Here is a 25,469-nt window from a genome sequence, read left to right as displayed (position 1 = left end):
TACTATTCGAGTGCTGCTGCTCCACCGACAATTTCCGTAATTTCTTGCGTGATTGCCGCTTGACGAGCACGGTTGTAAGAAAGAGTAAGTGAGTCGATGAGCTCCTTCGCATTGTCTGTCGCATTTTTCATGGCAGTCATACGTGCAGCATGTTCACTTGCTTTTCCATCTAAAAGTGCTCCGTAGATGAGACTTTCAGCATACTGAGGTAGTAATACCTCTAAAATCGCTTCTTGTGAAGGTTCAAATTCATAAGAAGTTTTCTTACTGTTTTCAGCTAAATCCGTTAATGGTAGTAGCTTTTTCTCAGTAACATCGTGTTGGATTGCACTTACAAAGTGGTTATACCACATGTAAAGCTCATCATACGTACCGTCTGCAAACATACTTACTGTGCTATTTGCAATTTCTTTAATTTCTGAAAATGTAGGCTGATCAGACAAACCAGCAATTTCAAGGGATACAGAAATACCTCTTTTTACAAAGAAGTCACGACCGACACGTCCAATTGCGATGACAGTAAACTCGTCATTGCTTTTATGGCGTTTTTGCATCGCTTGGTACGCACCACGAATCACGTTACTGTTATATGCACCAGCTAACCCACGGTCAGATGTGATGACGATATATGCAGTCTTTTTAACAGGTCTTGAGAGTAGCATTGGATGAGTGACATCGGAGCTGCCTACTGCGATATTCGCAACGACCTCTTGGATTTTTTCCATATATGGAACGAACGATTTCGCGTTTTGTTCAGCACGGCTAAATTTAGATGCTGAAACCATCTCCATCGCCTTCGTAATTTGACTTGTTTTCTTTGTTGAATTGATTCTTGTCTTTATATCACGTAAGGATGCCAAAGGTTCTCACCACCTTTTCCTTTAATCAAAAACACTAGAGGACCATTGTCTTCCTAGTTTTACTTCAGAAGCGACGGCCAAAAGCACGTCGCTTTACCAATCTATAAATCATGTCTAGCTTTAGCTCCCAGCGACAAGCGAGACTTCCCTCACCTTCCGTACGATAAGCTCAACATCGAATCTTGCGAAGCTCCGTGTTTCCATTATCTCAAGAAGGAACACAGACTAAGTTCGCCACGTCCTGTGGCAACGTCTGTGTGACCCACATTAATGGGCCTCAAGTCCGTACGTTGCTAAACGGTCACTTCCGCTTTCGATATTATTCAGAAACGGCAAATGTCTTTTTGAAATCGTTAATCGCAGAAGCGAATACTTCGTCTTCTGGAAGTTTACCAGTTGACTTAATGTGGTCAAGGATTTCCGCTTTACGGTTATGCTCTAACCATACATAGTACTCTTCTTCGAAACGAGAGATATCTTCAACTGGAATATCGTCTAAGAATCCACGAGTTAATGCATATAGAATCGCAACTTGCTTTTCTACAGCTAGTGGTTTGTTTAGACCTTGTTTTAATACTTCAACTGTACGAGCACCACGGTTAAGTTTAGCTTGAGTCGCTTTATCAAGGTCTGAACCGAACTGAGCAAATGCTTCTAGTTCACGGTATGAAGCAAGGTCAAGACGTAATGTACCTGAAACCTTCTTCATCGCATTGATTTGCGCAGATCCTCCAACACGTGATACAGATAAACCTGCGTTAACGGCAGGACGTACACCTGAGAAGAATAGGTCAGATTGTAAGAAAATTTGTCCGTCAGTGATCGAGATAACGTTTGTCGGAATGTATGCAGATACGTCACCAGCTTGTGTTTCGATGAACGGTAAAGCTGTTAATGATCCGCCACCTTTTGCGTCAGATAACTTCGCAGCACGCTCTAGTAAACGAGAGTGTAGGTAGAATACATCCCCTGGATATGCTTCACGACCTGGAGGACGACGTAATAATAGTGAAAGTTCACGGTACGCAGACGCTTGTTTTGTTAAGTCATCATAGATAACTAAAACGTGTTTACCATTGTACATGAACTCTTCACCCATGGTTACACCTGCATATGGTGCTAAGTATAACAATGGAGCAGGTTGAGATGCAGAAGCAGTTACAACGATTGTGTAATCTAATGCACCATTTTTACGTAATGTTTCAACAACACCACGAACTGTTGATTCTTTTTGACCAATTGCAACGTAAATACAAATCATATCTTCGTTCTTTTGGTTAAGAATTGTGTCGATTGCAACAGTTGTTTTACCGGTTTGACGGTCACCGATGATCAACTCACGTTGACCACGACCGATTGGAATTAATGAGTCAATCGCTTTAATTCCAGTTTGTAGTGGTTCATGAACAGATTTACGGTCCATGATTCCAGGAGCTGGACTTTCGATTGGACGAGTTTTTGAAGTTTCAATTGGACCAAGACCATCAACTGGTTGTCCTAACGAGTTTACAACACGGCCGATCAATGCTTCACCAACTGGAACCTCCATGATACGTCCCGTACGACGTACTTCGTCACCTTCACGAATATCTGTGAATGGACCAAGGATGATAATACCAACGTTGTTTTCTTCAAGGTTTTGTGCCATACCCATGACACCGTTTGAAAATTCAACGAGTTCTCCAGCCATGACATTGTCGAGGCCATGAGCACGTGCGATACCGTCACCGACACTGATAACTGTACCAACTTCGCTCACTTGTATTTCAGACTGATAGTTTTCAATTTGCTTTTTTATCAGCGCACTAATTTCTTCAGCTTTGATGCTCATGAATTTCACCCCTATCTTTTGACAATAAGTTCACGCTCTAAGCGATCTAACTTACCTTTTACACTTCCGTCAAATATACGATTTCCGATACGGAGCTTAACGCCACCGATCAGACTTGGATCTACAATATTTTGAATGCGTAATGATGATTTTCCAACCTTAGTAGCGAATGCGCTTGAGATTCCTGCTTCCTCAGATTCTGTTAAAGGACGTACTGAGTAAACCGTTGCATCGGCAATCCCGCGTTTGTCATTAGCTAACGTGATAAAATGATCCGCAACGTCTGCAATAATATCCTCACGATGACGATCAATCAATAAATGTAGAGTGTTTAATGTCATTTGAGAAAATCCTTGGAAGGATTGCGTAACAATCGCTTTCTTCTTATCAATTGAAAGCTTTGGATTTCTTAGCACAGATTGGAAGTCATTGCTATTTAAAAACACTTGTTTTACTGTACGAATTTCTTCTTCATACTGATCAAGTGCATTTTGTTCATTTGCTAATTGAAAAAGAGCTACTGCATATCGCTTTGCTACGATTCCTTTGCTCATCGCCCTTCTCCTACCTCTTGAATATATTCGTTAATTAACTTCTCTTGGTCTTTTAGGCTAAGTTCCTTTTCAATAACCTTAGAAGCAACTAACACAGATAGTGAGGCAACCTGTTCACGTAAAGCTGTAACAGCTTGTTCCTTTTCCTGAACGATTTCCTGTTTTGCAGCTTCCTTTAAACGGTTTGCTTCTTCACGAGCAGCTTGAATGATGCTTTCTTTCTGCTCTTCACCTAATTTACGTGCATTTTCGATTAACTCAGCAGCTTCAGTACGAGACTTTTTAAGTAGCTCACGTTGTTCTTCTGCTAATTTCTTCGCTTCTTGATGATTTTGTTCTGCAGATTCAATTTCACTTGCAACATGTTCTTCACGTTGCTTCATGACATTCATAAGTGGACCAAATGCATATTTACGTAATAATGCTAGTAGGATGATAAACGCAGCCAATTGGAAAATGATATCACCTAGTGGGACTGCTGATTCTCCAGCTGCAGCACCTAAGACAAATAAATCTAACACCTATATTCACTCCTTTCAGAGTTCCAATGTCAAATGGAAGTCTATAATTAAAAGTGAGGCTACGAATGGTAGAACCCTCACATGGTCTTTTTTTAGATTTTCATCATTACATAGGAATGGCGAAGGTTCTCACCTGAGACAACTTCGCCATTATTTGCCTATTATTGCCCCATTACCATGAACGCAACAACTACGGCGATGATTGGAATCGCCTCTACTAACGCAACCCCAATGAACATAGTTGTTTGAAGGGCACCACGTGCTTCTGGTTGACGTGCAATCCCCTCTACTGTACGACTTACGATCATTCCGTTACCAAAACCTGCACCTAGTGCTGCTAAACCTATTGCAATTGCTGCTGCTAAAGCACCCATTATAAATTTCCTCCTTTAAATTGTATAAGAATTAAGTAGTTCTAAAATATGATTGTCCAAAAAGTCTCATTTTGGACAAGGTATTTATTTTTAATGGTCCGTACTCACTTTGTGAGACATATATACCATTGTTAACATTGTAAAGATAAATGCTTGGATTGCACCAATAAACAAACTGAATCCTTGCCATGCAAGCATTGGTATTAATGATGCGATCGAGCCTAAAATACCTCCGAAAAGACTGCTACCATAACCACTTACTGCCATTCCTGCAATTAAACCTAACAGGATCTCACCGGCATAGATGTTACCGAATAAACGCAGCCCAAGTGTTAAGGTATTCGCAAATTCTTCAATAATCTTTAACGGGAACATAAATGGCATAGGTTTCAAGAACCCTTTTCCATATTCCTTTGCACCATGCAATTTAATACCGTAGTAATGTGATAAACCAACTACCATAACTGCAAGTGTTAATGTGATAAGAGGATCTGCGGTTGGTGATTTCCACCATAATTCATGATTAACGATAACTGCGAATGGCAAACCTAATACGTTAGAAATGAAAATATACATCAATAGTGTTATTCCTAATGTTAAGAAGCGCCCTCCCGTATTCCAGTCCATCGAACTTTTAATAATTCCTCGAACGAAGTCAATGACCCATTCCATCATGTTCTGAGCACCAGTAGGCTTCATTGCAAGGGTACGAGTTCCAAGAACAGCGATTAAGAAAACAATGACACTCGCAACTGTAATCATTAAGACGTTAGATAGGTTAAACCAAAGTCCAAAAATATTAACCAAAGGAGCTTCGTGACCCAAAGTATTCACCTCTCTTCCATTATGTTAGCCCAAGCCAATGATTAGCTAGTGCTAGAAAGTCTATTTATTTAGTTTTTGTAAAAAGAAATCTATTATAATGACAAAATAAGCTGTCATTAATCCAATAACCATACTACCTAGGTGAAACATTTCTGGATACTTCATTACAATTAAAACTGCCAGACCTGCTGTTGCAAATCGAGACATTGTTCCTAGAGACCGAACTGCTCGTCCTTCGTCGTAAGCTTTGCTAAATTGCTTGCTTTTCTGAACCAACGAGAATAAAATATACAAGCTTCCAGCTGTCCCTAATATTAATCCTAAGAAGACCGTTTTATATGCTGTAAATCCCCAGCCTAGCACGTAGATTGCAAGTATGTAAAATATGTATTTACGATATCTCGTAAATGCCATGGATAGATCCTGCATATTTAAGTTAATCTCCTAAAGAAAGTGATTGACTAGTCGTATCGTCGCGTAGATTCCTGCAGCTAGTCCTAGTAACAGGCCAACGATTAAGAAAAGTGGTTCAGTGTCCCATAATCGATCTACCCATCTACCAAGGAAAATACCTACTAGGATCGACCCTACTAAATTAGATAAAATACCAGTCATGAGCGCATAGGCTCGTAGTGGATATTTTCTTTCATTTTTACGCATCAGCTTTCCTCACTTCTGCGTTCGTTGTAAGTGTCAGAAAATACTTATTTTTTAAGCATTTTTTAGCATGTAAACCCTCACATTTATACCCTTTGTAAGCATACAATAGGGACCCTTTAATGTCAATTGTTTGGGAGGAAAAAGTTCACCTTCTCACAAGTGCTTCCATAGGAGTTATATTTGCTTACAAAAGGCGATTTAACTGATTTTCATTACCACCATGATTGCAGTGTAAATCCAAATATTCAATTTTCGTTCACAAAAAATTCATAAATTCCACACCCAAAACATATTTGAATTCATTCTCATCTTATTTTCTCCCCAAATGCACTTTACTGGAGAAAGTATCATAAGTCATTGACTAAATTAAATCATTATGTCTCACTGGTAGTTTTAAAAAAACAAAATCAGCAGAAGTTGTGTACTTCTGCTGATTTTTTAATGGCCGCCTATCATTGTATCTTCAAATGAGATTTCTGTTTCAAGTATATCTTCTTTACCTGCTTTTTTGACAAAGATAACCGCTTTGAATATCCCTTCAAGGTTTCGTTGTTTTCGGTTCACTTGTTTCTCTACTAACCCTCTAGCAACATTTCGGTCCCAGTCTAAAAATGTGACAAACCTCAGTGTATCTGGATCATAAAGAACAATGCCATACTCTTCCGCTCCGCCAGGTAAGTATAATTCATAGCGGAATATATCCTCCTTATCACCTTTTCCAAATTGAAAGCCCATGATTCGAGGATAATCGGGTTCTTCAATCACATACATGTATGGAATGTGGTAACGGTTATCTCCTTCTTTTACATATAAAATTCCATGATGGAGGCCCGCACCAATCACACTTGGCGTTATATCCATTCCAATTGTTATGACCTTTTTCTGTTTTGCTTTTACAGTAAAAGGAATGGGTAGATCCCACTGTATGCCCTTCCTGTTTTTGGGGACTTCAAAAGTATATTTCTTATCTTCGTCTGATTGGTTATCGACCGTTATCTTCATTCTCTTTTTTGTACGGTTATCGTGCTGATGAAGCATTCCAGCTGAAAATGAGCCTGGATAGATCAATGTTTCTGAGTGGATAGCTTCATGTAATTGAATTCGTCCTGCCCCTTGTTCGTATGGTTTATACAATGTTCCATTTTCTTTTTCCAAAAGCAGTGCGGTATTCATCAGGGCTGCCTTTATTTGCGCAGGTGTCCAATCTGGATGTGCCTGTTTTAGGATGGCACTAGCCCCTGCCACATGTGGTGCTGCCATGCTTGTTCCTTGCATTTCTTGATATCCATTTGGAATTGTACTATCAATTGCAACACCTGGAGCGACTACATCTGGCTTGATGGCCCATGTGTGGGTGACAGGGCCACGAGAACTAAACTCAGCAATGGTGTCTTTTATCGACTGAAAAGATGTTTGTACCACATTGTTACGAACCTTGATTTGTTTTTTTAACCACTCTCCGTCTTCTTTTGAGAGCGATGCAACTGGTATCGGAAGATCCTTCTCCAATGTTCCTGAAAAATTCCCGTCTGTATTGTTGTAGATAAGTACCGCAATGGCACCTTCTTCACATGCTCGTTGTGCCTTTTCTGTAAAAGTAATTTGGCCCCGTTCCATTAAAACAATTTTGTTTTTTACTTTAGGGAATTTCGTTTCCGTACCAATTCCCGCTTTGATGATTTCATATTTTTTCTGAAGCTTCCAAGGAATGGAGCCTTGTAGTGGTTGGAGCTCAATTTTTCGATCCTGTACTCCGACCGTAAGATAGGGAAGTGTCATTGGCGGTGTGGATGCACCAACCGATATCGCTTTCGATGACGTTCCAGGTGAACCAACTGTCCATACCATTGGTCCTGAGTTTCCGCTAGAAGTGACAGCCACAATCCCTTTCTCTGTTGCTTTATCTAACGCAAGACTTGTCGGCCAGTCCGGTCCATTGATGGTATTGCCTAACGAGAGATTAATAATGTCAACTTTATCCTCAATCGCTTTATCAATAGCTGCGATGACTTGCTCAGAAGTTCCCATCCCCCCTGGTCCTAGTGCACGGTATCCAATAATATCAGCCTCTGGGGCAACTCCTTTTATTTTTCCATTTGCTGCAATAATCCCCGCAACATGTGTACCATGTGAGGTGTTGCGACCTTCCATTCCCCTCGTTTCCATCGGGTCATCATCACCATCTACTAGGTCATAGCCACCCTTATAATTTCGCTTTAGGTCTGGGTGTGTATAATCGACACCTGTATCGATCACACCTACCTTCACGCCTCTGCCAGTTAATCGATGATCCTTCTTATCAAAATGACTGCGGATCTCCTTCCCCCCGATAAATGGGACACTCTCCTCAACGGAGGCTTGATATGTAGCAACTGGAGAGCTGTATTGTATGCCAGTTTCTTTTTTGAAATTTTGAATATCACGTCGTGTTCCTTTTACAGAAAAACCCTTAAACACATGCTTATATATGTGGTTAATTTGTAAGGAGGAATATGATTTCGTTCTATCCAACAATGTATCGAATTTGCGTTCGTCAGTGATAATTATTTCATGCACCATCTCATCCATGTCCTCTTCAGGCAATGGTGGTCTGTCAGGGAAACGGTGCGCATGAACAGGATTGTTTGAAGTTAGGAGGATCAAGCTCATACAGATTGCCAGTAAAATTCTCACAAAAAAACCACCTCTTTGAGATAGCTTTTCTCAAAAGGTGGTCAAATATGAGTATGATATCTTGCTGTTATTGGTACGAATTTCTTACTCCCTGCACATCGTAAAACACCTTATCACATGAGTTTTTGATACATAGGATGTATGTTTTTCGTCGTCTTTTTGGAGAGTTTTGCAAACTTTTACCAACTATCTTGATCTACGTGCAAGTCATTTCTGTTATTTTGTTCCGAATAAACGGTCCCCTGCATCTCCAAGGCCTGGAACAATATAACCAAGGTCATTTAACTTCTCATCAAGTGCTGCAATGTAGATGTCAACATCAGGGTGAGCCTCTTTCATAGCTTCCACACCTTCTGGAGCCGCAACAAGACACATGAACTTAATATTCGTCGCACCACGCTTCTTTAGTGCATTAATTGCTTCAACAGCAGAACCACCTGTAGCAAGCATTGGGTCAACAACGATGAATTCACGTTCTTTGATATCAGAAGGCATTTTAAAATAGTACTCAACTGGTTGTAAGGTTTCTGGATCACGATACAATCCAACATGGCCCACCTTCGCTGCTGGGATTAAACGTAAGATTCCGTCCACCATTCCTAGACCAGCTCGTAAAATTGGCACAATCCCGATTTTTTTCCCAGATAATACTTTGGCATTCGCTTTTCCTACAGGAGTTTCAACCTCAACATCCTCAAGCGGCATATCACGAGTAATTTCAAACGCCATTAAACTAGCTACTTCGTCAACTAGCTCACGAAATTCCTTTGTACCTGTATTTATATCACGTATGTATGTTAGCTTATGTTGAATTAGTGGGTGATCAAAAACGAACACTTTCCCCATCGTCATCTCTCCTTTATTTAATTATGTTTCTCTTAGAATTACCATCAGCTCTAAAAAATAACACCGCGAACTGCATTTTTCACACTGCAATAGATTTTACAGAAAAAAGAATGCTTGTACAAGACGAAAATCACAAAATACACAGAATGGATTAACTTCTAAATTTTCAGGAAACTCATTTACAATTTTATACAGAAGTGATATCATAATAATATAAGAAAAATATTAAAATGAAATGAGGTTGATTGCATGAAAGAAAAACAGGTATGGAAGCTTAATGGGTTCTTAGGAATTCTAATTATCGCTGTTTTTGTTGCATTAGCTGTCATGATGTTAATAAATACAAAGGTAGTTCTCGGGATTGGGTTTGTTGTTGCAGCGGTTATACTCGCCTCTGGAATTACAATTGTTCAACCTAACAAAGCTGGCGTTGTCACCTTTTTCGGTAAATACCTCGGTAGCATTCGAGATAGCGGAATCTTTTTAACCGTCCCTTTCTCCCTTCGTCGCTCTGTATCATTACGAGTAAATAACTTTAATAGTAAAAAACTAAAAGTAAACGATGTAGAAGGAAATCCCATCGAAATTGCAGCGGTAGTCGTGTACAAGGTCATCGATTCTGCAAAGGCTGTATTTGATGTGGATCATTATGAGGAGTTCGTAGAAATTCAAAGCGAGACCGCCATTCGCCATGTCGCAACTCGATATCCGTACGATACGTTTGAAAATGTGGAGCTCACTTTGCGTGGAAATTCTGAAGAAATCTCAAACGAATTGACTACTGAGTTACAAGAGCGCTTGAAAGTAGCTGGGGTTCAAGTTCTAGAGGCTCGCCTCACCCATCTTGCTTACTCAACTGAAATTGCGCAAGCCATGCTTCAACGTCAACAAGCAACTGCGATAATTGCTGCTCGTCAAAAAATCGTGGAAGGTGCTGTCGGTATGGCACAAATGGCCATTAAACAGCTTGAGCAAGATAATACGATCGAGCTTGACGATGAGCGTAAGGTTCAAATGGTAAACAACTTACTAGTCGCAATTGTGTCTGAAAAATCAACCCAACCTGTCATTAATACAGGAACACTTTATTAATGAGTGACATTTATGTCTAAGAAAAAAAGTTTTCCGTTGCGGCTAGACCCTGAACTCTATGAAATTATCCAAAAATGGGCTGCCGACGACTTCCGTAGTGTTAATAGTCATATTGAGTTTTTACTAAGAGAAGCAGCAAAAAAGGCAGGAAGAATTCCAAAAAACAAACAATGATTGTGGTAAGCGCTTGGACTTAGTCCAGGCGTTTTTTAATGGAATGGATTCAGATAGGGAGCAATTTTATTTTGGGATGATTTCAATGGACATCGTTGCATTAGTTGCCAAGAGTGATGATATGGGACTTTGAATGGAATATATGGGACATTGTCCTCTTCTTATGGGACATAATTTCTAAGATTTAGGACAAAACCCACTTTATATGGGACATCTCTTTCTATTTATAGGACATATAAAATATATATAAACTCTTCTGGATACTACCTTGGACTTGTACTCTAACCAAAAAGGCAGAACTCCTACGAGTTCTGCCTACATTTTAATATTCTTTATAAAGTTCAAATTTGCTGGATAATGCTTCTACACGTGCGCTAGCTTCAGCTAACTTTGCTTCATCTTCTGCATTTTTCAATGCGAATCCGATAATGGATGCAATTTCATCCATGTCCTCTAGTCCGAAGCCTCTGCTTGTAACCGCAGCAGTTCCGATACGAATACCACTTGTTACAAATGGGCTTTCTGTATCGAATGGAATCGTATTTTTGTTAACTGTGATCCCAACATCGTCAAGCACTTTTTCAGCCACTTTACCAGTTAAACCTAATGGACGAACGTCAACTAATAATAAGTGATTGTCTGTTCCACCAGATACAAGGTCTAAGCCCTCTTTCTTAAGAGACTCCGCTAATCGAGCCGCATTTGCTACAATATTTTTTGTATATTGTTTAAACTCGTCTGTTAAAGCTTCTCCAAATGCCACTGCTTTTGCAGAGATAACATGCATTAACGGACCACCTTGGATTCCAGGGAAGATCGACTTATCAATTTTCTTCGCAAATTCTTCTTTACAAAGAATCATTCCACCTCGTGGACCACGAAGTGTTTTATGTGTTGTTGTTGTTACGAAATCAGCGTATGGAACTGGGTTCTCATGAAGGCCAGTAGCTACTAAACCTGCGATGTGAGCCATATCTACCATTAGGTATGCTCCCACTTCGTCAGCAATTTCTCTGAACTTTTTAAAATCAATCGCACGAGGATATGCACTTGCACCTGCAACGATTAGTTTTGGTTTATGTGCTAATGCTTTTTCACGTACGTCATCGTAGTTGATTTGATGTGTTTCTGGGTCAACACCGTACTCCACGAAATTATATTGAATTCCACTGAAGTTTACCGGGCTACCGTGTGTTAAATGTCCGCCATGGGAAAGGTTCATCCCAAGCACAGTGTCACCTTGCTCTAAGATTGTAAAATATACAGCCATATTTGCTTGTGCACCTGAGTGTGGTTGCACATTTACGTGTTCAGCACCGAAAATTTCTTTCGCACGGTCTCTTGCAATATTCTCCACAACATCTACATGCTCACAGCCACCATAGTAACGACGACCAGGATAGCCCTCTGCATATTTGTTTGTTAATACTGAACCTTGAGCTTCCATAACTGCTTCACTTACAAAGTTTTCTGATGCAATCAGTTCAATTTTAGTACGTTGTCTTTGTAGCTCATCTTGTATTGCAAGAAATACTTGTTGATCTTGCTCCGATAAATGTTTCATTGGAATCCTCCTTTTATTCTATTATGAATTATTCGCTAATTTTTAAAAATACTTTTACATTGTAACACTTTTATTCGGTGTTAGGAAGATGGTGTTTTTTATTGTTTTCCTGTTGAAACCGCTTAAAACCAAGGTTGTATACTGTAAGATTAGCATCACTACAAGCTTTTGCAGTTAATTAAGAAATTATAAAAAACTTTATCAAACACGAACATTTTCTGGAAATTACAAGAATAACGTTCATTTATTGTTAACCTCAGAGACCCATATAGTATAACCGCTTAATCCATTATTACATGTATAGTTTTAATCTAGAAAGAACCAAGGAACTCCGCCTTGTTTTACGTTAATCAGTCGTCCAATTCCAGTATTCGAATTCGCCAACTTGAATATTCCTAAGACCTTGTTCCTCTTTTAATTTAAGAAGCTCTTTCACAGGCCCTGTTACAACTGCTCCGTATACAACAAACCCATTTTCCTTTAAATAGGAGTAGCGTTCTTCAAGGTTTAAAAGACCAAGCACAAACTCACGATACTTTTTACTCTCATTATCAATTAAATATTTCATGTTCTCAAGCATTAACCTTTTTGTTTCATCAATTGATTGGCTATTTAACATATATTCAGTCGAACCTCTAAAATCCGCTTCCATTTGGATCGCTCTTGTTAAACCAATCGTATCCACAGACAAATACCCCCCTGGACTGGCAGAGGACCAACCTGTATCAAACTCTTTCAATTCACCAGCATACAATGGCATCCAGTCTACATCCAAATCATATTCTTCTAATTTGGTTAGTAAATCTTCTGGCTTATAAAATTGGTTTGTGGAGAATGCTAGATTTGCAACTGTGCCCTCATGGACCATTTCAAGTTTCTGCCATTCCGATTCATCCGAACCATTAGTACCAGCTAATGTTTCACCTGTGCGCGGATCTTCGGGTAACGAAAACTGAAACTTTTCTCGATCTGGTTTTTGAAAATATGTAATTTCCTTGGTCGAAAATGAATTCAGCAAGCGCTTTGTCACATTCCATTCCCCAACGATTTGTTCTTCCTTTCCTATCGTCTGAGAAATTGGGATCGTCATTTTTTGGCTAAAAAACGGAGTGATTTCTCCAGTATTAAACACGAAGTAATCACCATGGAGGCCTGGTTCCGTCCAATCAATTGCAAGATTTATATGAAAAACATTCTTTTCACCTAGTTTTGAATGAGAATAACCTATTGATAGTAGAATCATATAGACGCTATATAGAAAAAATAAAATGAGGAACACCCTTATTATCCTGAAGGTTAATGAAAACCGGTATTTCCATAGTATTCGCTTCTCTTTATCCTTCGTCCATTCGGTCATTTAGATCACTCCTTTGGATTTACTAGTGGTTCTCGAATAGGTAATGATGGTCTTGTTCTCAGATTTACGTTCTCCTGCACTTATTTGCATCATCACGCGTATTTTTGCGCAGACAATCTGGATATTTGTGCCTTCGTGTTGGTTTTTGCGCCTTCGTTTTCATATTCGCGTGCTTATCCTCCATATTTGCGCGTTCATTCCATTATTTGCTCTTTTGCACGCATTTTTGCGTACTCACACATTTTTTTGCGCACTCATGCTGGTTTTTGCGCCCTCGTTTTCATATTTGCGTGCTTATCCTCCATATTTGCGCGTTCATTCCATTATTTGCTCTTTTGCACACATTTTTGCGTACTCACACATTTTTTTGCACTTTCTCTCTGGTTTTTGCACTTTTATCCTCCATATTTGCGCGCTCATTCTTCCAATCCTCACTCCATTCTTTTCCCGCTAATGTTTTTAGCCTTTTTCGTGCACGATGTAATGTCACTTTCACTTGTGATTCTGTCAGTTCCATTGCTTCTGCGATATCGTCATAGGAGAACTCTGCTATTTCTCGTAAATAAATAATCGTCTGATAGTTTTCAGGAAGTAAATCAAGCAAATCTCCCAGTTCTTCGCTATTCTCCTTATTCACCATCTCATCCTCAGGGATACCATATGGACTTTTTATATCGCCCTTATCGTAAAATGGCACCCACTTCCACCTTTGTCTTTTCCTCCACTCGTCAAGATATGTATTACGAGCCACCTTAAATAGCCATGGTTTGACATCTTCATACTTATAAAATGACAGAGAGACCGTTGCTCGGAAGAAAGTTTCTTGGACAAGTTCCTCTGCTAAGGTTGGGGACCCTGACAACTTTAACAGGAAATAATAGAGGGCCTTCGCATATCGTCGATAAAGATCATCTAATTTTTCATTACGTTCCTTACTCATTTGCGCCCCCCTTCCTACTTTCTTCCATCATACCTCACATACAGAACGATTAAGGGATGAATATGTTACACCTAAAATATAAGAATTTCAGTTTAAACTAAAAAAGGACAAAAATAGAGTAGGCGCATGAATTTATTCATGCGCCTCTCACAGATCCGTACGTGCGGGTCATCGCATACGGCTCCTCCATGATTCCTGCTTGGAGGAAACTCTCAAGTAGTCCAATGACACTTCCATCCACTATTTCTTCTCTAACCAGTGACATTAGTTTGTCATGTGGAATTGTGTCGAAGTATGATTTTAGGTCTGCATCAATTACATACACATAACCATCCAATAAATCCTTTCGGATTTTATCCAATGCCATATGTGCACTTCGGTTCGGTCGAAAACCAAAACTACAATCAAGAAATTTAGCTTCAAAGATTGGCTCTATTATTCTGCGTACAGAAGCCTGTACTATTCGGTCTCTCACGGTTGGGATACCTAGAGGTCTTTTTGAACCATCAGCCTTTGGAATATATACTCGTTTCACTGGTCTCGGCTTATATGTCTTATCTCGTAATTCACGTTGAAGGATTTGTACATTATCCTCCACACCAAATTCAAAAGCCTTAATTGTTACTCCATCTATCCCTGCGGCACCTCGATTTCTTTTAACCTCTTTAAAGGCTTCCTCCATGTTTGGCATTGCCCATATTTTATCTATAAGACTATACCACTTTCTCTTTTGTGGAATCCTTACTCCCTCACGAAAACCTTGTTTGCCTTCTTTTCCGTTCATGTTCCGTATCTTTCCTTTCAGTCTGATGATTGACTAGCCCAATTTCCGCAATATCAACAGGTCCACAAAGTACTGCGCCCCCATACGGTCTACCCTTCTGTTCGACCCCGATTCTATGGATTTGTCCTATCGGTTTCTGTATGGACATGACGTATTCTAAGATAACTCGGTTTTTTTTCTTCCATGGACAGACGGGCTTCGCATAGAGTCCCTACCTTTTGGGTTAAGGCTCCTCTTAATAACTTGTATTAAGTCACTCACCATTGCGACCTTTCCGGTAAGCTTCTTCACTACTATCCCCTGCTCTGACTTCTCACCATTCATAATCTTATCTTATCCATCACGGACTTGAATAAGGGTTACCGTATTTCGGAAACGATGAGACCTCCTTGGGTCACGTCATCGGGCTTTCACCTGAATCCAGTCCTCTTAACTAACAGAGCCCTCTTGTGGCTTTGGACACTCCCTTCTTTTGCAGGGTTATCCGACTCTGCCAGCCAACATGGTTAGATTGTCACCTGTTCCAGGTTTTGCCTTCAAGTCCTCTGCACATTGCCTCACGGCAATGCACTACTTGTCAGCTATACACTTCCGCCACTACGGTGTGTTCAGGACTTTCACCTGTTAGTCCGATGCGCTGCCAAGCGCACAAAAGAACCAAGTCGGACATCCTCTTGGTCCCTTTGGCTCCTCTTTTAGCATTTTTTATTTTCCTTTTTATCTGGGTAGACAGCTCGCTCGCCGCCAATAAGTTTTGGTCTTACTTTGGCCATCGTGACGTGCGCTCCGCCAAGTTCTTTAATTGAACTCCGAATAGGTACTGCAACATGTTTTAAATGCATGCCAATGAAAGTGTCACCAATATCTATACCAGCTTCCGCTTTAATATATTCAACCACAACTGGATCGGTAAAATGACTATAAGCGTAAGTTGCCATTGCACCACCAGCTGTTCGCACTGGAACAACCGTCACTTGCTCGAAATTTTTATGTAAAGCCGTATCTCTTTCAACCACTAGAGCACGGTTTAAATGCTCACAACACTGGAAAGCTAGCTCTATTCCGACCCTTTTCCGTAGTGAATCTAATTCACTAAAAATCATTTCCGCGACTTCTTCTGAACCTGCCGTTCCAATTCGCTCACCAATGACTTCACTCGTACTACAGCCCACAACTAGCAGCTCACCTTTTTTTAATGAAGCATTTTCCGTAAACTCAGATAAGATCGTTCGAAATTGTCCTCTCCACACCTCAAGGTTTGCAACCATTTTACCTACCTCCTTATGGGGTACTAAATGTTTTCTACCCCCATATTTTTTTATAAAAATACGCCTGATTCATCAAATCCTCAGGCGCGTTCATGTTATAAGTTATTCCCCAGATGGGTTGTTTTCGTATTCAGTGATTTTATTGATTCTATTCTCGTGTCGACCACCTGAAAATTCTGTTGTAAGCCATGTTTTTGCGATTTCAACCGCTAAACCTGGCCCAATAACACGTTCACCCATTGCTAGAATATTGGTATTATTATGTTCACGAGTTGCCTTTGCACTAAAAACATCATGGCAAAGGGCACAACGAATGCCTTGAACCTTGTTCGCAGCAATACTCATTCCAATTCCAGTTCCACAAATTAAAATACCGCGGTCATACTCCCCATTTGCCACTTTTTTCGCAACAGGTAGTGCATAATCTGGATAATCGACTGATGTCGAGCATTCACAGCCAAAATCATCATATTCAATCTCAAGTTCGTCCAATAATTTTTTGATTTCTTCACGCAACACTAAACCACCATGGTCTGAAGCAATTGCAACTTTCATTGTTGTTCCCCCTATGCATCATTTGTCTCGTTCAACTATCACAAGACGTTACCTTTATTCTTATTATACCTAAAAAAGAACTCCCGAACCAAAACGGGAGCTTTAAAAATTTCACACCGTAAACTTTTGAATCGTTTCCTTCAACTGTCCTGCTTGTGCAGCAAGCTCCTGAGCTAGCTTATCCACTTCACAAATGACATCTTCTTGATGTTGGGTAGCGGCACTCACTTCCTGTGCACCTGCAGATGTTTGTTCAGCTATTGCAGCTACTTCCTGAGATTGGAGAGATGTAGATTGGATGCGAGCCATTTGTTTTTCAACTAAGCCCACAATTTGTTTTACAGCATCTGCCACCTCATGGACAGATGAAGTCATATCCGCAATAGCATCATTTGTGATCGATCCTTTTTTCGCTTCTTCATTCGCAACCTCAACTTGTTCCGATATTTGAACGACCACATTTCGTACCTCTGTCTGGATATTTTGGATTAGTTCAGATATTCCTTGAACGGCTGTCGAACTCTCATCCGCAAGCTTACGAACTTCTTCCGCGACAACGGCAAAACCTTTTCCATGTTCACCTGCTCTTGCAGCTTCAATTGAAGCATTTAATGCAAGTAAATTTGTCTGGCGAGCAATATCACCAACAAGTGAAATAATATGTTCCACTTCCTTTGCATTCGTTTCTAGACGATTAACCGCTTCAAGTGAGACTTGGTTATTATCAACAAGCTTATTAATACCTTCAATTAACGAATGCACAATTTCTCTACTATCATTCAGTGTATCCACCATTTCAACTGATAATGCTTGTGAGGTTTTGGCATTTTGCTGAACCTCTGCAGCTATTTGAATGACATCTTCAACCGATTCAGCCGTTTCTTGAATCGAAACAGCAGAGCTATCCGCTCCACTAGAGATTTCAGAGATCGTCCGACTTATATTTTGCGCCTGCTCTGATGCAAGACTAGAAGCCTTCGTAATCTCAATGACCTTTTCATTTGTATTTTCAAAATTTCCTTCAATATTTTTTACCATTTCACGTAAGTTTTGTAGCATTTTATTAAAAGCAAGGCTCAAACTTCGAATCTCATCATCTGACTTTGAAACAGGTACATCATCACGAATATCTCCATTCGCAGCATGAATCGCTACCTGCTCAAGATTCTGAAGTGGCTTAGTAATGAACGAAGCCGCAAAATAAGCGAGAATCCCTGACCAGATGACCCCTAAAGCTAATGTACCAATCACAAAAATTTGCTCGTTCACCCATGTATCGACAAACGGAAAAACAAAATAAATGAATAAGGCTGAAGTTGAATACGTCACAACCGCCAAAATAGTTGTAAATAGAACCAATTTTAACCTAAGACCAAATGTATAGCGCCTTTTTTCCAACCGATTCTCCCCCTGGATTTCTATCTGTTTAGTTTTGATAGTAGTTGATCAATTAACGGGTCTAATTCTGCATATGTTTCTCTATAAATTTCAATAGGTCCTCCAAAGGGATCAGATACATCTCCACTGCTATTTACATACTCTTTTAGTGTAAATACTTTGTCCGAAGCCTCGGGAAAACTTTGAAGGATCGCCTGTTTATGTTGATGGGTCATCGTTAAAATACAAGTAGCCCAATCCACTTGCTCTTTTGTTAAAAAAGAAGAGGTATGCTCACACTCCATTCCATTTTCTTTTAAAACCTGTGCCGTATTCATTGAAGCAGGACTTCCATTTCCCGCGAAAATCCCTGCCGATTTTACTTCAATTTCATTCCCAGCTCTGCTTCGCAACATCACTTCAGCCATTGGACTTCTACATGTATTCCCTGTGCAAACAAACAAAACGCGAATCATACTATCACCCTTTTCTATATCCAACTTTCGAACTGCATAATTAGACATAATTCGATATAGTACCATTATAATCCACAATTAACCTGAAAAACATAGCAATATAAAAAAAGAGCACGGGATTTTTATCCGTACTCTAGGGCAGCGACCCCCTTATCCCACTGGTTCAAACTTGTCCTTTTATAATGGAAATAACAATTTCACTCCGAAAACTAGAAGGATGCTGCCCCCTAGCACTTCACTATATGTACCGAGCCAATTTTGGACCTTTCGTCCTAAAAGCAGACCAATCCATGACAGGATCATGCTCACTATTCCAAACATTAGTATGACCATGATAGTCTTAGCGCCATAGATTCCTAATGAAAGCCCCACTGAAAAACTATCCAAACTAACACTTATGGCAAATATAAATAACCCGAATCCAACGGGAGTTATCATCCGCTGCTGATCATCGTCCTTAAAGGAGGATACAATCATTTGCAAACCTAAAAATAGCAATAAACCTCCACCAATATAGGTTGCAACTGTCCCAAATGTATCTGATAAAAAATGCCCGATCATCATTCCAGCTAACGGCATCCACATATGAAACAGGCCGATGGTTATCCCAATGGTCAAGATCTGCTTAAGTCTTAACTGAATCAAACCCATTCCAAGCCCTACGGAAAATGCATCCATTCCGAGAGCAAAAGCCATGATAAATAAGGTTATAAGTTCTCCGAGAATTGCTGTAATATCCATCTTCTACCTCCTTGGACGTGCCTATTCCAACATATGCATGTACAAAAGAAAATAGAAGAAGGAAGTCAAAACGTGAAGCGGTCCCTTTTTAAACTTTTATCGAAAATGGATTTACCCATTATTCAGTTATGATTCGGTGTCCCGCTGCTTTTGTTAACCGGTTCATGATAGCCTGGCCGATTCCTTCACTTGGAAAACTTTCACTCAAAATGACATCAACATTACTTTCATCGAATAAGCGAAGGACATCATAAAGTTTGTTTGCTACTGTTTCTAAATCAGCACGCGATCCACAGCTAATGACTTGATCAGCATCGTATTTGTTTTGGCGTTCTATTGTGGTTAGAATACCTACTTTTAGTCCCTCGTTTTGTTTCTTCTTCACTAGTGACTGGATGAATGCCATCGAACCGTTCACAATTGTGAGGGGAGCCGATGGCGCATAATGTGTATATTTCATCCCTGGTGATTTTGGCGCTTCATGTTGCGACAAGATTGCCTTGTCTACCTCAACTGTTCCGCACACACTCTCAAGTTGTTCCTTTGTCACCCCACCTGGCCGTAAAATAACAGGAACCTCTCCAGAACAATCGAGAACTGTAGATTCTAGTCCAACTCCAGTCGCTCCTCCATCTAATATTCCAGCAATTTTTCCAGTCAAATCATCTGCGACATGCTTTGCAAGTGTCGGACTTGGTTTCCCTGAAAGATTTGCACTAGGCGCAGCAAGCGGAAGGCCCGATGCTGTAATTAATGCCAACGCGATTGGATGGTTCGGCATACGTACTGCTACCGTATCAAGACCTGCTGTTACCATGTTCGAAACAGCATCATGCTTTCTTTTTAATACGAGTGTTAGCGGACCAGGCCAGAATTTCTCAATTAGGCGCTCCGCATGCTCAGGAATTTCTTGCACTATTTTAGATAGTTGCCCAATTGTGGAGATGTGGACAATTAGTGGATTATCGCTCGGGCGTCCCTTTGCTTCATAAATTTTTGCAACTGCTTCGTCAGTTAATGCATTTGCCCCAAGCCCATACACCGTTTCCGTAGGGAATGCGACTACTTCATTTTTTCGTAATAGACTTGCCGCCTCGTCTATTTGTGGACAAGATTCTAAATTATGTTGATATTTATCCACAACCCATTGTTTTGTATCCATGTAACGCAACTCCTATTGATTATATAGCTTTAGTTATTATCACAATATAAGAAAGTATAGGTTTTTGAAGGCTGTAAAACAAGTGTTATCCACAATTTGTGGACAATTAAGTGTAAAAAGTGGATAACTTTGTGGATATACCCAGTTTTTCCACATTGCACTTGAAGAGGAAAAAATACATCCACAGCCCATATTTTTCTTCACGTTCCATACACTATCACATTTCTCCGCATTTTAACAATGGAATTTATCCACATTATCCACAAAATTTTAAAATAAAAACCCTCACTTGCGCACATTCTGTCCACAAACAAGGGCTTAACTTTTTATTTACCATATGCAAATGTTATGTTGATTGATTATTATTTTTCAATTTGCGAAACCATAAACATCGGATCCGCATTTTCAAGAAGCTGAGCTATATGATTTGAGTTTTTAATATGATTCGGCAACAAATCTTCTTCCACTTGCGAGAAGCCAAGCATTGCGAAAAATTGAATCGATGCTTGTTTATTAGTGGCTAAAAATAAACCACTTATTTCCTTATGCTTCGCCAGGGAGATTGCACTTTTAAATAAGGTTAATAAATTGGTTTGATCCACGCCTGGGGAAATAACGAGTGAACGAAGTAACCCATCTTCCTCAATTCTCTCAATTCCTAATGTTGCTAGGATATTTTGCTCGTGATCCTCCATTAAAATGAAATGATCAATAATCGATTCAATTCCTTCTGCACTGACCTCTGCTTGTCCCAGAAACACTCTTACTTGTTCAATATCGTTTACATTTGCCGTTCTAATTCGTTTCATTGTCTCCACCCCATTTTCCTTATCTAGTAACTACTCTATGAGGTGGTGTACACGCCTAGAACCAAAATGATAGATTTTAACTGAATAATGATGTAAAAAATTCTACTAAGAAGAACTTCACTTCAACTTCTCCCTCTTCTGAATCTTTATTGTCTTTCCCATCCTCATTATCTTCTTCTTTATCGTCTATTTCTACTTTTACTTCTTTTTCTTCCTCATCCAGATCAGCCACATCTTTTGGTTCTTCATTGGAAGCCTCAATTGCGTCTCCTGTTGAGAAATCTAAGAAACATAACGGAGGAAACAACACGCACCACCAGTTTGAACCCTCTGCTTCACCTAATGTAATCAAAATCGCTTCATACTCTCCTGCTGGATATAGAAACTGACCATAAAGCTTTGTCGGAAATTGAACATCACGTCCATAACCAACCGTGTAAAACTGATTGCTATTTTCTTCGTCTAATACTCTAGCAACGATTTTCTCAATTTCTGGAAGTCTCTCTTGAATCAACTCTCTTGCAGCTTCAATTGAAGTTAACTCTTCAACCCACTCGGTAATTTCAGCGTTCACTTCGTCTCTAACTTTACGCTTTAGCCCCTGATCTTCATCAGAATCACTATTCGCTAAAATGCGAAGTCGAATCGCCTCGTCTGGAATCACTTGAAATTCCTGCGCACTTGTTTCTTTTATTAATAAATGGCTATTCGCCCCAATTAACAGTAAAAAGATAAATGATATAATTGCAATTTGTTTGCTCATTCTCTAGCACCATCCCTTCACAACTCATTCTCGCCAAAAAAATAAAATCCTAAACTACTAATTTAAAAAATTCTATTAAACTATTTTTTTATAGACGAATTCATTATTTTTTAAAAAATATGTATAGTTGACTTTACAAAATGTATGGTTGACTTTACAATGTAAGTAGAAACAACTGGAGGATAATGTAAAATGGAGATCAAAAACCGCGTGAAGGAACTTCGTGCAAGACACAGTCTTACCCAAGGGGCACTTGCTGAAAAAGTCCATGTAACACGCCAAACGATTGTTGCTCTGGAAAAAGGAAGCTACATCCCTTCCCTATTGCTAGCGATGAATATCGCACGGACATTTAACTTGCCAATTGAGGACATTTTTTATTTGGAGGATGAGGAAAAATGAGTATCGTACGTAATATTTTGTATTCAATTATTTCAATTGTGATATGGGGTTGGTTTTTATCATCCATGTATTATACCCAAATGGACTTTGCCGAAATTGTTCTAACCGACAAAGAACCACCTTGGAGCGTTGAAATTAATCTGTTACCCGTTTATATCGCTGTTGTTGTCGGCATCTTATTTACAGCCATCACATATCCACAATTAAAAAAGAAACGAAAGTCATGGAAGAATGTATTCTTGTTACCTCAAGAATTTGAGGAAGGAGACGAACGAGAAAAAGAACTAACTGGTAAAGCTTGCCGAGCATCTTACATCAGCATGTGGTACACATTCCCAATCATCGCAAGTCTTTTCTTACTCTATCCATTCATCTCAGATAAGGTACCTTACTACCCAATCATCTTATTACTCCTTTGCCCATTGACCCAAATTGTTGTTTATTTTATTACATGGAAGAAAAATTACTAAAAGGCTATGATGAGGATTTGGCTTTCCTATTCTCGCGGGTTTCCTCTTCATACAGCCTATGAAGAGGGTTAGGCTTTTCTATTCTCAGAGTTTTACCCTTCATACGACCTATGAAGAGGGTTAGGCTTTTCTATACTCAGAGTTTTACCCTTCATACGACCTATGAAGAGGGTTAGACTTTTCTATTCTCGGGGTTTTCCTCTTCATACAATCTTTGAAGGAGACTCTGGCTAACATATAGCACGAATTTTTTCCACTTTGCCCCCAACAACAAAAACAAGCTTGGGATGATTGATGTCCCAAGCTTGTTTTTAAAACCCGATCTCAGCAAAAACCATTCGGTCTTTACCATTAATATCATTGACCACATCAACTTTGGCTCCTAAGAAAGTGAGTCGTAGCATTTCTGCTACTACTTCCCCTTGCCCTATGCCTACTTCAAAAGCAACGAGTCCTTTTTCATTCAAAACACGAGGAATCTCTTTCATAAATCGCCGATAAAAATCCAAACCATCTTTCCCACCAACAAGTGCCCGAATCGGTTCGTGATCTTTTACAACAGTCGATAACGTTTCAATGTCTTCTTCTGGGATATACGGTGGATTTGAAACGACCACATCCACCTTCATGTCAGCTTCAATTAGAGGTCCTAACAAATCACCTTCAAAGAAACTCACATTAGCTCCTAATCGAGCAGCGTTGGCTTTTGCTACATCGATTGAGGCCTTCGCAATATCTACCGTCATCACCTCTAGCTGCTGATTCTCAAGCGCAAGGGAAATCGATATTGCACCACTTCCTGTTCCGACATCCACGACCTTCACACGGTCTTCCACAGCGTATAATCGTTTTATCCTTTCAAGCACACCTTGAACAAGCTCTTCTGTCTCGGGCCTCGGTATTAAGACTTCCTCATTTACCAAAAATCTTCGACCATAAAACTCTTCATACCCAATGATGTGTTGAACAGGTATTCCACGTGCAACCTCATTCATTGCATGTACAAATTTCTGCTTTACATCTTCATCAAGCTCTTCCCTTACTTCTGCTAGCAGTTGTGCCCGATTTAAGCCAAGATAATGACATAATAACAATTCCCCTATATTTTCATCCCGACCATTTTCCTGTAAAAAAGAAGAAGCCCATTTGAGGGCTTCATATATTTTTTGAAACTCTGCCATTATTCAGCTTGCTCCATTTTTCTTGCTTGGTCTTCCATGATAAGCGCATCGATCACTTCATCAAGCTTTCCAGTTAAAATTTGATCAAGCTTTTGAATGGTTAATCCAATACGATGGTCGGTTACACGGTTTTGTGGGAAATTGTACGTACGGATACGTTCTGAACGATCACCAGTACCAACTGCTTGCTTACGGTTTTGATCATATTCCGCTTGTGCTTCCTGTTGGAACTTATCATACACACGGGCACGCAATACCTTCATCGCTTTTTCCTTGTTTTTGATTTGAGATTTCTCATCCTGACAAGAAACCACTGTTCCAGTCGGTATATGCGTTAAACGAACCGCTGACATGGTGGTGTTAACACTTTGTCCTCCTGGTCCACTAGAAGCAAATGTATCAACACGAATGTCTTTTTCATGAATTTCAACTTCAACCTCTTCCGCTTCAGGCAATACAGCAACAGTCGCAGTTGAGGTGTGGATACGTCCGCCTGATTCCGTTTCAGGAACACGTTGTACACGGTGTGCCCCGTTTTCAAACTTCAATTTCGAATAGGCACCTTTTCCAGTAATCATAAAGATAATCTCTTTATACCCACCAACACCAGTAGAGTTTGCATCCATTACTTCCGTCTTCCAGCCCTGGTGCTCCGCATAACGGCTGTACATGCGGTAAAGGTCACCCGCAAATAACGCAGCCTCGTCTCCACCAGCTGCACCGCGGATTTCCATAATAACGTTTTTGTCGTCATTCGGATCCTTCGGCAACAGTAACACATGGAGACGCTCCTCAAGACTCTCCATTTGATCCTCAAGTTCGTTAATTTCTTCCTTTACCATTTCACGCATTTCAGCATCTAGCTTTTCTTCAAGCATAGCTTTTGCGTCGGTTAACTGTTCCTTCACTTCTTTGTACTCTCTATACGTTTCAACAGTTTCTTGTATATCTGATTGTTCTTTTGAATATTCACGTAGTTTGGTTGTGTCACTTACGATATCTGGATCACTTAATAGTTCATTTAGTTTTTCATAACGAGCTTCTACAGCAGCTAAACGATCGAACACGGTCTTCACCTCAAAATTTAGTCCATAACATTATAATTATAGTATAGGGTACCCAGATAGGTCAAAGCAAATTACGGTTTCTTTATCTCCACAAAATTTCGTGAAATTTATGTAAGATTGTTTCTTTCTTTGACGAAAAGAGA

General features: G+C 39.8%; 27 protein-coding genes and 2 pseudogenes. 4 read left to right on the top strand and 25 right to left on the bottom strand.

All coding sequences use genetic code 11. The features are described 5' to 3' along the window. Positions 1 to 2: 2 nt before the first annotated feature. From ACWPVE_RS10250 to upp, 10 genes are all read right to left on the bottom strand, one after another. Positions 3 to 860, bottom strand: a complete 858-nt coding sequence (locus ACWPVE_RS10250; protein ID WP_453993007.1) for a F0F1 ATP synthase subunit gamma — start codon at positions 858 to 860, stop codon at positions 3 to 5. Between the two features lie 319 nt (positions 861 to 1,179). Then, positions 1,180 to 2,691, bottom strand: coding sequence for a F0F1 ATP synthase subunit alpha (atpA, locus tag ACWPVE_RS10245; RefSeq protein WP_453993005.1), 1,512 nt, complete (start codon positions 2,689 to 2,691; stop codon positions 1,180 to 1,182). Positions 2,692 to 2,702: 11 nt separating this feature from the next. After that, the gene (locus ACWPVE_RS10240; protein WP_453993003.1) at positions 2,703 to 3,245 is read right to left on the bottom strand and encodes a F0F1 ATP synthase subunit delta; all 543 of its coding nucleotides are present in this window, start codon (positions 3,243 to 3,245) and stop codon (positions 2,703 to 2,705) included. Beyond that, positions 3,242 to 3,766, bottom strand: a complete 525-nt coding sequence (gene atpF, locus ACWPVE_RS10235; RefSeq protein ID WP_453993001.1) for a F0F1 ATP synthase subunit B — start codon at positions 3,764 to 3,766, stop codon at positions 3,242 to 3,244. The genes ACWPVE_RS10240 and atpF overlap by 4 nt, the downstream gene beginning before the upstream one ends. A gap of 161 nt (positions 3,767 to 3,927) precedes the next feature. Then, entirely contained in the window at positions 3,928 to 4,140 is a 213-nt protein-coding gene (gene atpE, locus ACWPVE_RS10230; RefSeq protein ID WP_453992999.1) for a F0F1 ATP synthase subunit C, read from the bottom strand. A gap of 90 nt (positions 4,141 to 4,230) precedes the next feature. Further along, positions 4,231 to 4,965 carry a F0F1 ATP synthase subunit A gene (gene atpB / locus ACWPVE_RS10225; RefSeq protein WP_453992997.1) on the bottom strand — a complete coding sequence of 245 codons (735 nt, stop codon included), beginning with the start codon at positions 4,963 to 4,965 and terminating at the stop codon, positions 4,231 to 4,233. A gap of 60 nt (positions 4,966 to 5,025) precedes the next feature. Beyond that, a complete protein-coding gene (locus tag ACWPVE_RS10220) occupies positions 5,026 to 5,394 on the bottom strand; it encodes an ATP synthase subunit I (RefSeq protein WP_453992995.1) in 369 nt (122 codons plus the stop codon). Between the two features lie 15 nt (positions 5,395 to 5,409). Next, entirely contained in the window at positions 5,410 to 5,625 is a 216-nt protein-coding gene (locus ACWPVE_RS10215; protein ID WP_453992994.1) for an AtpZ/AtpI family protein, read from the bottom strand. Between the two features lie 438 nt (positions 5,626 to 6,063). Further along, entirely contained in the window at positions 6,064 to 8,298 is a 2,235-nt protein-coding gene (locus tag ACWPVE_RS10210) for a S8 family serine peptidase (protein ID WP_453992992.1), read from the bottom strand. Between the two features lie 216 nt (positions 8,299 to 8,514). Beyond that, the gene (gene upp / locus ACWPVE_RS10205; RefSeq protein ID WP_453992991.1) at positions 8,515 to 9,144 is read right to left on the bottom strand and encodes a uracil phosphoribosyltransferase; all 630 of its coding nucleotides are present in this window, start codon (positions 9,142 to 9,144) and stop codon (positions 8,515 to 8,517) included. A gap of 249 nt (positions 9,145 to 9,393) precedes the next feature. On the opposite strand from upp, the gene ACWPVE_RS10200 reads away from it, so the two are divergent. Both ACWPVE_RS10200 and ACWPVE_RS10195 read left to right on the top strand, forming a co-directional pair. Next, complete coding sequence (locus ACWPVE_RS10200) at positions 9,394 to 10,236, top strand: SPFH domain-containing protein (protein WP_453992989.1); 843 nt, start codon at positions 9,394 to 9,396, stop codon at positions 10,234 to 10,236. A gap of 12 nt (positions 10,237 to 10,248) precedes the next feature. Beyond that, complete coding sequence (locus tag ACWPVE_RS10195; RefSeq protein WP_453992987.1) at positions 10,249 to 10,410, top strand: Arc family DNA-binding protein; 162 nt, start codon at positions 10,249 to 10,251, stop codon at positions 10,408 to 10,410. A 322-nt stretch (positions 10,411 to 10,732) separates the two neighbouring features. Here ACWPVE_RS10195 and glyA read toward each other — a convergent pair whose 3' ends face one another. The 13 genes and pseudogenes from glyA to spoIIR all read right to left on the bottom strand — a co-directional run bounded on the left by glyA (position 10,733) and on the right by spoIIR (position 22,206). Continuing rightward, positions 10,733 to 11,974 (bottom strand): serine hydroxymethyltransferase, encoded by a 1,242-nt coding sequence (gene glyA, locus ACWPVE_RS10190; protein ID WP_453992985.1) that lies wholly within the window; start codon positions 11,972 to 11,974, stop codon positions 10,733 to 10,735. Between the two features lie 346 nt (positions 11,975 to 12,320). After that, entirely contained in the window at positions 12,321 to 13,331 is a 1,011-nt protein-coding gene (locus tag ACWPVE_RS10185; protein WP_453992983.1) for an anti-sigma factor, read from the bottom strand. A gap of 355 nt (positions 13,332 to 13,686) precedes the next feature. Next, positions 13,687 to 14,271 carry a sigma-70 family RNA polymerase sigma factor gene (locus ACWPVE_RS10180; protein ID WP_453992981.1) on the bottom strand — a complete coding sequence of 195 codons (585 nt, stop codon included), beginning with the start codon at positions 14,269 to 14,271 and terminating at the stop codon, positions 13,687 to 13,689. Between the two features lie 136 nt (positions 14,272 to 14,407). Then, complete coding sequence (locus ACWPVE_RS10175) at positions 14,408 to 15,055, bottom strand: reverse transcriptase domain-containing protein (RefSeq protein ID WP_453992979.1); 648 nt, start codon at positions 15,053 to 15,055, stop codon at positions 14,408 to 14,410. A 695-nt stretch (positions 15,056 to 15,750) separates the two neighbouring features. Next, positions 15,751 to 16,323: a TIGR01440 family protein gene (locus ACWPVE_RS10170; protein ID WP_453992978.1), complete on the bottom strand. Its 573-nt coding sequence runs from the start codon at positions 16,321 to 16,323 to the stop codon at positions 15,751 to 15,753. Positions 16,324 to 16,425: 102 nt separating this feature from the next. Beyond that, entirely contained in the window at positions 16,426 to 16,878 is a 453-nt protein-coding gene (gene rpiB, locus ACWPVE_RS10165; RefSeq protein ID WP_453992976.1) for a ribose 5-phosphate isomerase B, read from the bottom strand. 111 nt (positions 16,879 to 16,989) lie between these two features. Next, positions 16,990 to 17,541, bottom strand: a pseudogene (locus ACWPVE_RS10160) (methyl-accepting chemotaxis protein); the annotation flags it as partial. A 387-nt stretch (positions 17,542 to 17,928) separates the two neighbouring features. Further along, positions 17,929 to 18,129, bottom strand: a pseudogene (locus ACWPVE_RS10155) (HAMP domain-containing protein); the annotation flags it as partial. Between the two features lie 167 nt (positions 18,130 to 18,296). Beyond that, the gene (locus tag ACWPVE_RS10150; protein WP_453997458.1) at positions 18,297 to 18,731 is read right to left on the bottom strand and encodes a low molecular weight protein arginine phosphatase; all 435 of its coding nucleotides are present in this window, start codon (positions 18,729 to 18,731) and stop codon (positions 18,297 to 18,299) included. A 177-nt stretch (positions 18,732 to 18,908) separates the two neighbouring features. Beyond that, positions 18,909 to 19,472 carry a manganese efflux pump MntP gene (locus ACWPVE_RS10145; protein ID WP_453992974.1) on the bottom strand — a complete coding sequence of 188 codons (564 nt, stop codon included), beginning with the start codon at positions 19,470 to 19,472 and terminating at the stop codon, positions 18,909 to 18,911. A gap of 118 nt (positions 19,473 to 19,590) precedes the next feature. After that, positions 19,591 to 20,634 (bottom strand): L-threonylcarbamoyladenylate synthase, encoded by a 1,044-nt coding sequence (locus tag ACWPVE_RS10140; protein WP_453992972.1) that lies wholly within the window; start codon positions 20,632 to 20,634, stop codon positions 19,591 to 19,593. A gap of 362 nt (positions 20,635 to 20,996) precedes the next feature. Beyond that, entirely contained in the window at positions 20,997 to 21,443 is a 447-nt protein-coding gene (locus ACWPVE_RS10135; RefSeq protein WP_453992970.1) for a GNAT family N-acetyltransferase, read from the bottom strand. A 76-nt stretch (positions 21,444 to 21,519) separates the two neighbouring features. Then, positions 21,520 to 22,206 (bottom strand): stage II sporulation protein R, encoded by a 687-nt coding sequence (gene spoIIR / locus ACWPVE_RS10130; RefSeq protein WP_453992968.1) that lies wholly within the window; start codon positions 22,204 to 22,206, stop codon positions 21,520 to 21,522. Positions 22,207 to 22,398: 192 nt separating this feature from the next. On the opposite strand from spoIIR, the gene ACWPVE_RS10125 reads away from it, so the two are divergent. Further along, positions 22,399 to 22,608, top strand: coding sequence for a helix-turn-helix transcriptional regulator (locus tag ACWPVE_RS10125; protein WP_453992966.1), 210 nt, complete (start codon positions 22,399 to 22,401; stop codon positions 22,606 to 22,608). Then, positions 22,605 to 23,078 carry a hypothetical protein gene (locus ACWPVE_RS10120; protein ID WP_453992964.1) on the top strand — a complete coding sequence of 158 codons (474 nt, stop codon included), beginning with the start codon at positions 22,605 to 22,607 and terminating at the stop codon, positions 23,076 to 23,078. The genes ACWPVE_RS10125 and ACWPVE_RS10120 overlap by 4 nt, the downstream gene beginning before the upstream one ends. A 311-nt stretch (positions 23,079 to 23,389) precedes the next feature. Here ACWPVE_RS10120 and prmC read toward each other — a convergent pair whose 3' ends face one another. Together prmC and prfA are read right to left on the bottom strand one after the other, a co-directional pair. After that, positions 23,390 to 24,259 (bottom strand): peptide chain release factor N(5)-glutamine methyltransferase, encoded by an 870-nt coding sequence (gene prmC, locus ACWPVE_RS10115; protein ID WP_453992962.1) that lies wholly within the window; start codon positions 24,257 to 24,259, stop codon positions 23,390 to 23,392. Further along, positions 24,259 to 25,326 (bottom strand): peptide chain release factor 1, encoded by a 1,068-nt coding sequence (prfA, locus tag ACWPVE_RS10110; protein WP_453992960.1) that lies wholly within the window; start codon positions 25,324 to 25,326, stop codon positions 24,259 to 24,261. The genes prmC and prfA overlap by 1 nt, the downstream gene beginning before the upstream one ends. Between the last annotated feature and the right edge of the window lie 143 nt (positions 25,327 to 25,469).

The organism is Bacillus nitroreducens (assembly GCF_964021195.1).
This window is presented reverse-complemented; position numbering and strand designations above follow the sequence as displayed.